Below are 8,815 nucleotides of genomic sequence, written 5' to 3' on the forward strand. Positions count from 1 at the left end.
TTGTTAACCATAGTGGTTAAGTCGGGGTTAAGGCTAACAGAGCGTTAGCGGATTGATTTGGAACGCGAACTCATCCAGGCCGCCCGTGCGAGACCGCCAAACGAAAACCGCCCGGCTGAGCCGGGCGGTTCGCGATTGTTCCGATGTCGGAGGTGTTACTTGGTGTAGATCGGCTCGGGTTCGGGCTGGTAGGCCACCACCGGTGCGGCGCATCCGTTGTTACCGCCGAACTGGTAGCGCAGGCCACCGCGCACTTCGTGGGTGTTGATGCCACGGTCGAAGCCAGGACCGGCGCTGCTTGCATCCCACTCGAACATGCGGCCGCCCTGGATATGCGAGAAGCGATAGCCTGCATCGAGGATGATCTTGTCGGTCAGGCAGTAGGAGGCACCGGCCATAAGGGCATAGGCGAAGCGCCAGTTGGACGAGCCGGGATTGGTCTCGGCGGTGTTCGGGTCGTAGACGGTGTCCCATTTGACATGCGCGCCGCCGATACCGGCGCCGACATAGGGCGTAATGCCGTGGTAGGTGCCGATATCGACATAGGCGTTGGCGAGCAGCAGGAAGGCGCTCATCTTCGACACTTCGACTGAGGTCGTGGGGTTGCCACCCGAGTCCACGCCGGAGGTGCTGCCATTGAAGTTCGACTTGAACCAGTAGTCGGCGGTCAGATCGGTGCGGAAGTGATCGTTGATCTTGTAGCCGACGCCGCCGCCGAGCGAGAAACCGCCCTTGAGCTTGCCGGAATCGAAACTGTTGCTGCCCGGCGTGACCACGTTACAGGGGCAGATGGTGTAGGTCGTGTAGTCGATGCCGCGCACGTCCGACTTGTGATAGTCGATGTCGCCGCGGATATACCAGCCGCCGACATCGGCAACCGGTTGTTCGTAAACCGGCGGCGGTGCCTCTTCGACCTGCGGCTCCGGCAGGTCGGCCGCGAGCACTGGCCAGGCCAGACCCGCGAACAGCAACGCGAACAGGGCCTTTCTTGCTGTATTGAACATGCTTGTCACCCCTAGACCCTCGGAACGGCGATCGTGTCCGAATAAGATTGGCTTTCAGGCGTGGATAATGAATTGCAAAAGTTAAAAGGCATTTAACCCTGTCGATTAACCACGAATCTCTAAAATCCGAGGCATTCGAGGGTAATATCGAGAGCGGGATCGGTCCTGCCGCCAAAGAAAAAAGCCCGCCGGAGGGGGCGAGCTTTCGATGTAAACAGGGCGAAGCCTCGGCGCCGGAGATCAGGCGGCGCTGCGGGTTTCCGAGATGACATCGACGATGTCGTTGACGACGGCCTCGACCAGTTGCGGATCGTCACCCTCGGCCATGACACGGATCAGCGGTTCGGTGCCCGATGGCCGGATGACCAGCCGCCCGGCCTTGCCGAGGCGATGACGGGCATCCTCGATGGCGGCCTTGACCGGGGCTTCCTCGAGCGGCTTGCCACCAGCGATGCGGACATTCTTCAGGAGTTGCGGCACCGGCTCGAACTTCTTCGACAGCTCGCTGACCGGCCTGCCCTGCCGCTTGATGCAGGCCAGCACCTGCAGGGCCGAGACGAGACCGTCGCCGGTGGTCGAGAAATCCGACAGCACGATGTGGCCCGACTGTTCGCCGCCGACATTGAGCCCGTGCGCGCGCATATGCTCAACGACGTAGCGGTCGCCGACCTTGGTGCGGTGCAATTGCAGCTTCATGTCGCCGAGGAAGCGTTCGAGGCCGAGATTGGACATGACCGTCGAAACGACGCCGCCGCCGGCAAGCCGCCCGCTCTGGTGCCAGGACTCGGCGATCAGCGCCATGATCTGGTCGCCGTCGACGATGGCGCCATTTTCATCGACGATGACGACGCGGTCGGCGTCGCCGTCGAGCGCGATGCCGATGTCGGCGCGCACTTCGTGCACCTTCTTCTGCAGCCCCGCCGGATGGGTCGAGCCACATTCCTTGTTGATGTTGAAGCCGTTGGGTTCGACATTGATGGCCACGACTTCGGCGCCGAGTTCCCACAATGCCTCGGGCGCCACCTTGTAGGCCGCGCCATTGGCGCAATCGACGACGATCCTGAGGCCCGAAAGCGACATCGAGCGGGGCAAGGTGCGCTTGGCGAATTCGATGTAGCGGTCATGCACGCCGTCGACGCGCTTGGCCCGGCCCAGCCCGTCGGAATCGGCGAGCGCCAGTTCGATATCCTTGTCGAGCATGCTCTCGATGCGCTCTTCGATCTCGTCGGAGAGCTTGTAGCCATCGGGCCCGAACAGCTTGATGCCGTTGTCGTAATAGGGGTTGTGCGAAGCCGAGATCATGACGCCGATGTCGGCCCGCAGCGAACGCACCAGCATGGCCACCGCCGGCGTCGGGATAGGGCCGAGCAGGAACACATCCATGCCGGCAGCGCAAAGACCGGCCACCATGGCGTTCTCGATCATGTAGCCGGAAAGCCTGGTGTCCTTGCCCAGAACGACACGATGGCGATGGCTGCCGCGCTGGAACGAAAGGCCGGCGGCCATGCCGACCCGCATGGCGATTTCCGCGGTCATTGGAAACTTGTTGGCGCGCCCGCGAATGCCGTCCGTGCCGAAATAATTTCCCGCCATGCTAACCAGCATCCCTGATTGTTCTTAGCCGGCACGTCATGCCACAATTGGCCCGCGCCCTATGATCACATTGTGTGATTATATGTTACCATTCCTTAGAAAATCATTGTTGTGCACCGCACACAACCTGATTGCATCCTGACCTGCTGAGACTGCCACGCCGCAATACACCAGTCACGTTAGCCTTTCAGCGTAGATGCACCTGGAAAATCTTGTCCTCAAGTCCAACAGTCCGAACAATTTCATCACCTTGCCGCGAGGCTCCTGCTTTCGGCGACATATACGCTACTTAGCATCTGGCGCAACCGACCGTTGAGCGTTATTGATTCGCAGGGACGTATCATGGGCTGCTGCAACGGAGAAACGCTATGCTCATCCACCGACTTGCCACTTTGACCGGCCTCGCCGTCGTGACGTTGTTCCTGACCGCGCCAGCCAACGCACTGACGATGGCCGAATGCAGCACGAAGTATAACGCGGCCAAGGACGCGGGGACCCTTTCCGGACAGACCTGGAACCAGTTCCGCAAGGCGCAGTGCGGCACCGACGCCGCCGCCACCACCGACACCAAGCCGGCCGCCACCACCAAGGCCACCACCAAGGCCGAAACCAAGGCTACCGAAACCAAGCCCGCCAAGGCAGCAAAGGCTGCCGCCGCCGACAGCACGGCCAAGGGCCTGACGGCCAAGGAATGCAGCGCCAAGTACCAGGCGGCGAAGTCCGCCGGCACGCTGAACGGCATGAAGTGGAACGACTTCCGCAAGGCCGAGTGCGCCGCCGGCGCATCCGCTGCCACCGACACGACCAAGCCGGCCACCACAAAGGCAGCCGCGGCTCCCGCAGACGGCGGCAAGGGCCTGAGCATGGCCGAGTGCAGCACCAAGTACCAGGCTGCCAAGACGGCGAACACGCTGAAGGGCATGAAGTGGAACGACTTCCGCAAGGCCGAATGCGGTGCCGGCGCCTCCGATGACGACACCGTGCCTGCCCCCAGCGAGGCGAGCTACACCAAGGAGCCGGCAAAGCCGACGACGGTCGCGCCCAAGGGCGTTACCTTCCCGTCCGCGATCTCGCCGAAATACGCCAGCGAGACCCCCGGAAAGGGCCGCATGCATACTTGCCTTGACCAGTATTACACCCTCAAGGACGCCAACGCGCTTGGCGGCCTGAAATGGATCCAGAAGGGCGGCGGTTTCTACAGCCTGTGCAATGCCAAGCTGAAGAGCTGATCTCCAGCAGCATTCTGAAAAAATATAGGCCCGCGAGCCGCAAGGTTCGCGGGCTTTTTGTTGCGCATGACAGCGCCCCGGCTTGCTCGCTCCTGTACATGACGGAGTTGTCGGTCTCATCAGTTCGTGTGCTCTTGGCGAAAGATTCCTATTGAACATAACAAGAACAAACAGTATACAAAAAGACGTCACACTTGTTATCAACCAGGAGGGTCTTATGTCCAGTTTGAAATTGGCGGTATTGGCCGCGACGGCATTGGTTTCTTGGAGCGTCGCCCCTGCAAGCGCAATGACGATGAAGGAATGCGGCGAAACCTATCGAACCGCCAAGGAGGGCGGCACACTGAACGGCATGGACTGGGCCGCTTTCCGTAAGGAGAAATGCGCGTCCCTCGCGGAGGGTGTCAGCGCAGATACGGCCAAAACCGCGCAGCAGCCGAAGGACGAAGCCAGTCCGGCGTCCGCCCCCACCGTGGCCCCGGCGGGCGTCGCATTCCCGACTACCCTCGCCGCCGAGTTCAAGACCGAAAAGCCCGCCAAGGCACGGATGAAAACCTGCCTGCAGGGTTACCACGGCAACAAGGAGGCGGGGACGTTGAACGGCCTTCGCTGGATCCAGAAGGGCGGCGGCTATTACAGCCTGTGCAATGCGCGGCTGAAAGCTGAATCATGAGAAACCATGCGGCAAAACCCGAGGCGCCAAGCGCCTGAGCGAATGCAGACGGGTGCTTGAAAAGCGAATGATTTCAGGTCGATCGACCTTAAATCATTTCGCCTCCATCGCAAATATGCAGCGCATTCAGCTTGACGGCTGCGGCTCCATGCCGCCTTCGGGCTCGGGACCCTTCTTGCGGCGGCCACCGGACTTCGGCACGGCCGAGCCGCGGCTTGGAGGGGTATCATCCCCCAAATCTCGCGCGGGCTTGTTGCCCGCGATCAGTTGCTTGATCTCGTCGCCCGACAGCGTCTCGTATTCGAGCAGGCCCTGCGCCAGTGCGATCCATTCCTTCTTCTTCTTGGTCAGGATGGACTTCGCCGTCGAGTAGGCCTCGTCGATCAGGCGGCGCACTTCGGCGTCGATGATCTGCGCGGTCTCTTCCGAGATGTTCTGCGTGCGCGCCACCGAATGGCCGAGGAACACTTCCTCCTGGTTGTCGCCATAGGCGACATGGCCGAGCTTGTCGGAGAAGCCCCAGCGCGTGACCATGGCGCGCGCCAGCTTGGTCGCCTGCTCGATGTCGGAGGACGCGCCCGAGGTGATGTTCTCCTTGCCGAACTTGAACTCCTCGGCGACGCGGCCACCCATCATGATGGCGAGGCGCGAGATCATGTATTTGTAGCTCATCGAATAGCGGTCGCCTTCCGGCAACTGCATGACCATGCCGAGCGCGCGGCCGCGCGGGATGATGGTGGCCTTGTGCAGCGGATCGGCCGACGGCACGTTGAGCGCCAGGATGGCGTGACCGGCCTCGTGATAGGCGGTCAGCTCCTTCTCGGCCTGGGTCATGGCCGACGAGCGGCGCTCCGCGCCCATCATGATCTTGTCCTTGGCGTCCTCGAACTCGGCCATGGTGACGAGGCGCTTGTTGCGCCGCGCCGCCATCAGCGCCGATTCGTTGACGAGGTTCATCAGGTCGGCGCCGGAAAAGCCGGGCGTGCCGCGGGCCACGACCTTTAGATCGACATTCGGCGCCAGCGGCACGTTACGCACATGCACCTTGAGGATCTTCTCACGGCCGACGATGTCGGGGTTCGGAACCACCACCTGGCGGTCGAAACGGCCCGGACGCAACAGTGCCGGATCGAGCACGTCGGGACGGTTGGTGGCGGCAATCAGGATGATGCTTTCGTTGGACTCGAAACCGTCCATCTCGACCAGCAATTGGTTCAGCGTCTGCTCGCGCTCGTCATTGCCACCGCCGAGGCCGGCGCCGCGATGGCGGCCGACAGCGTCGATTTCGTCGATGAAGATGATGCAGGGCGCATTCTTCTTGGCCTGGTCGAACATGTCGCGCACGCGGCTGGCGCCGACGCCGACGAACATCTCGACGAAGTCCGAGCCTGAAATGGTGAAGAACGGCACGTTGGCTTCGCCGGCGACCGAGCGGGCAAGCAGCGTCTTGCCGGTGCCGGGAGGGCCGACCAGCAGCACGCCGCGCGGAATCTTGCCGCCGAGGCGCTGGAACTTCTGCGGATCGCGCAGGAATTCAACGATCTCTTCCAAATCTTCCTTGGCTTCGTCGACGCCGGCGACGTCCTGGAAGGTGACGCGGCCATGCGCCTCGGTCAGAAGCTTGGCCTTCGACTTGCCAAAACCCATGGCGCGCCCGGATCCGGACTGCATCTGGCGCATGAAGAATATCCAGACGCCGAGAATGAGGATCATTGGCAGCCAGGAGATCAGGTAACCGAACAGCGAGTTGGAGCCGTCGGTCTCGGGCCGCGCGTTGATTGTGACGTTCTTGTCCTGCAGCCGCGAAACGAGCTGCGGATCGCCGGGTGAATAGGTCTGGAAGCCGCTGGAATTGTCGGTGTAGGTGCCTGTGATGCGGGCACCCGCGATGGTCACCGTCTTGACCCGGCCGGCCCCGACATCCTGGAGGAACTGCGAATAAGGCACATCGCTCGAAGCCCCGCGCGTCTGCGGCGTCTGGAACAGATTGAACAGGGCGATGAGCAGGACCGCTATGATCGCCCAGAGCGCGAGGTTGCGATAGTTCGGATTCATCAATTGTCCCGTTGGCGTCCGCTTGCGGACAGCATCATGAGAGGAAACTTGGGCCTAACATAGGGAGAGCGTCCCCCCTTGCCAAGCAGAACAGCATGTCTGGGTTAAGCTTTCGACCACCGTCAACCGGCACTGTGGCCGCCGCAAGGCAAGGCGGGAAGCGATGGCGCGCCAATCAGGCCGGCGACGGCCCGCGCCGGCGCCAGGTCGAAGGACGGCAGGAAGCGGGCAAAAGGCGCAACGACCGGCCGCGCGTCGAACCCTGACGATGCCGGTTCGCCCTGCGGCAAACCAGGGTTTTCAAAGGCTTGCCGCGACGTCGGTTCCGCGGCCAACGCAGCGCGCATCAGGCTTGCCGGGGCTTCTCCCGCGTCGATCGGCAGCCGCTTCGCTGCTGCCGCACCCAGCGGCGCGATCAACAATCCGGCGGAGCTGTCGTTCAATGTGATGTGGCGGCGGCCATCCCAGATGGTGTTGTCGATAGCCGCGGCGGCAGGCGGCAAGCCACGCGCCTCGCGGCGCAGAAAGATACCGGCACGCCGGAAATCGACCACCGTCCGCGACAATGTGGCACAAAGAAATCCGGCCTTGAGCCGGCCGAACAGTGCCTCGCCGCGGGCTTGGTCCGGCAGGAAGGCAATCCCCCCGACAGTCGCCAGCAGGATGCGCAACGCATAGATGGCAGGGCGCTCGTCGCCGGTCGAGAGCAGTTGCGGCTCGAGCCGCACAAGGCCCGTGGCCGGCTGGCTGGCAAAACGCCGGATCAGGTCGGCGGCATCAAGGCCAAGCTGTCCGCGCTCGATGGCAGCCTGGCTGGCCAGGACCAAAGCCTCGTCCATGCGGCGGACATTATCGCCGGCAAGTGCCGCTCTCACGCGCGGACGCTCGAAGCTCTCGTCGCTGTTGGTCGGATCCTCTGCCCAGCCGACATGTTTGCTTTGCAGGAAATCGCGCAGTGCCGCGCGCCGCGTGCCCAGCAGCGGCCGCACGATCCATTCGCGCCAGTCATAGAGCGTGGCCGGCGCCATGCCGGCCAGCCCCCGTCCCTGCACATTGCCCAGGCTCCCGTCGCGGGCGTGGCGCATCAGCACCGTCTCGGCCTGGTCGTCGGCGGTGTGGCCGGTCACGATCAGGCCGATGCCTTCCGCCCGGGCTGCGCTTGCCAGCAACCGGTAGCGCGCCTCCCGTGCCGCCGCCGGCAGGCCGGTCGAAGGCTTGCGCCCGGACCAGACCATGGTGCGGTGGGCGATGCCCCGCTCCGCGCACAGCTTCGCCACGGCTTGCGCCTCTGCCGCCGAGCCCTGCCGCAGGCCATGGTCGATGGTCACCGCCAACAGCTTGGCGGACGGCGCGGATCGATCGAGATGATGTTTGAGAAGCAGAAGCAGGGCGGTCGAATCGCTGCCGCCGGATACGGCCGCAACAGCGCCGTTGGTGAAATCGATATGCGAAAAAAGTCTGGTCGAAAGATCAGGCCCGGAATCGAGCATCAACATCCCGGTTCTTGGGCTGGGACATGCAGGCGAAAAATCAGCACGCAGCCAGTGCCTTCTCCTGCTTGACGCGTTCCTTGAGGGCGCTGGAAATGTCAGGATAACGCTTGCCGATCTCGCCGAAGGTGGCGCAGGCGACGTCATGCTGCTTGAGGCCGACCAGCGACACGCCGAGCTTCAGCAGCATGTCCGGCGCCTTCTTGGCCTTGGGATAGTCCTTGCTGGCCGAGAGGAACACCTCTGCCGCGTCGCGGTATTTCTGCTGACCCAGCAGCGACTCGCCCAGCCAGTAATGCGCGTCGGCCGTCTTGGCATCCCTGGGGAAGCGCGAGATGTGATCGCGGAACCCCTGCTCGGCCGTGCCGTAGTCGCCCGACAGGATGAACTGGTAGGAATTGCGGTAAAGTTCTTCCGGATCGTTGGTGGCGGGCAGCGCCGCGACCACCGTGCCGTCCGACTTGCCCGCCTTGGCCGGTGCACCGGTGGCCGGAGCGGCATCCTGTGCCGGCGCGGTCGCCTGGGTGTTGCCGCCGGCGTCGATCACATTGCCGTTCTTGTCGACGGTGATGGAACCAAAGGTCTTTTCCGGTGCTCCGGTTCCGGGGATCACCTTGCCCGGGTCCCCATCGGGCGATTCGACGATGACGTCCTCGACCGTCTTGCCGCCAGTGGACTGATCGTTGCCGGCCGCGGGGGGGGGGGGGGGGGGGGGGGGGGGGGGGGGGGGGGGGGGGGGGGGGGGGGGGGGGGGGGGGGGGGGGGGGGGGG

The 8,815-nt window shown here is 63.4% G+C and carries 7 protein-coding genes; 2 read left to right on the top strand and 5 right to left on the bottom strand.

The features are described 5' to 3' along the window. Positions 1-155: 155 nt before the first annotated feature. Complete coding sequence (locus LB577_RS12325) at positions 156-1,004, bottom strand: outer membrane protein (RefSeq protein WP_224686899.1); 849 nt, start codon at positions 1,002-1,004, stop codon at positions 156-158. Positions 1,005-1,244: 240 nt separating this feature from the next. Next, complete coding sequence (gene glmM / locus LB577_RS12330) at positions 1,245-2,597, bottom strand: phosphoglucosamine mutase (RefSeq protein WP_224686900.1); 1,353 nt, start codon at positions 2,595-2,597, stop codon at positions 1,245-1,247. Positions 2,598-2,965: 368 nt separating this feature from the next. Between glmM and LB577_RS12335 the strand changes: the two genes are divergently transcribed. Further along, entirely contained in the window at positions 2,966-3,826 is an 861-nt protein-coding gene (locus LB577_RS12335; protein ID WP_224686901.1) for a hypothetical protein, read from the top strand. 217 nt (positions 3,827-4,043) lie between these two features. After that, the gene (locus LB577_RS12340) at positions 4,044-4,499 is read left to right on the top strand and encodes a hypothetical protein (RefSeq protein WP_023777670.1); all 456 of its coding nucleotides are present in this window, start codon (positions 4,044-4,046) and stop codon (positions 4,497-4,499) included. A gap of 126 nt (positions 4,500-4,625) precedes the next feature. Here the strand turns inward: LB577_RS12340 and ftsH are convergent, their stop codons facing one another. The 3 genes from ftsH to ybgF form a co-directional block, all read right to left on the bottom strand. Beyond that, positions 4,626-6,554, bottom strand: a complete 1,929-nt coding sequence (ftsH, locus tag LB577_RS12345) for an ATP-dependent zinc metalloprotease FtsH (RefSeq protein WP_013892541.1) — start codon at positions 6,552-6,554, stop codon at positions 4,626-4,628. A gap of 122 nt (positions 6,555-6,676) precedes the next feature. Further along, positions 6,677-8,044, bottom strand: coding sequence for a tRNA lysidine(34) synthetase TilS (tilS, locus tag LB577_RS12350; RefSeq protein ID WP_224686905.1), 1,368 nt, complete (start codon positions 8,042-8,044; stop codon positions 6,677-6,679). 40 nt (positions 8,045-8,084) lie between these two features. After that, the coding region (gene ybgF, locus LB577_RS12355) for a tol-pal system protein YbgF (protein ID WP_224686902.1) at positions 8,085-8,815 on the bottom strand (731 nt) is incomplete at its 5' end.

The organism is Mesorhizobium sp. B283B1A (assembly GCF_020165735.1).
Taxonomy (GTDB): Bacteria; Pseudomonadota; Alphaproteobacteria; order Rhizobiales; family Rhizobiaceae; genus Mesorhizobium; species Mesorhizobium opportunistum.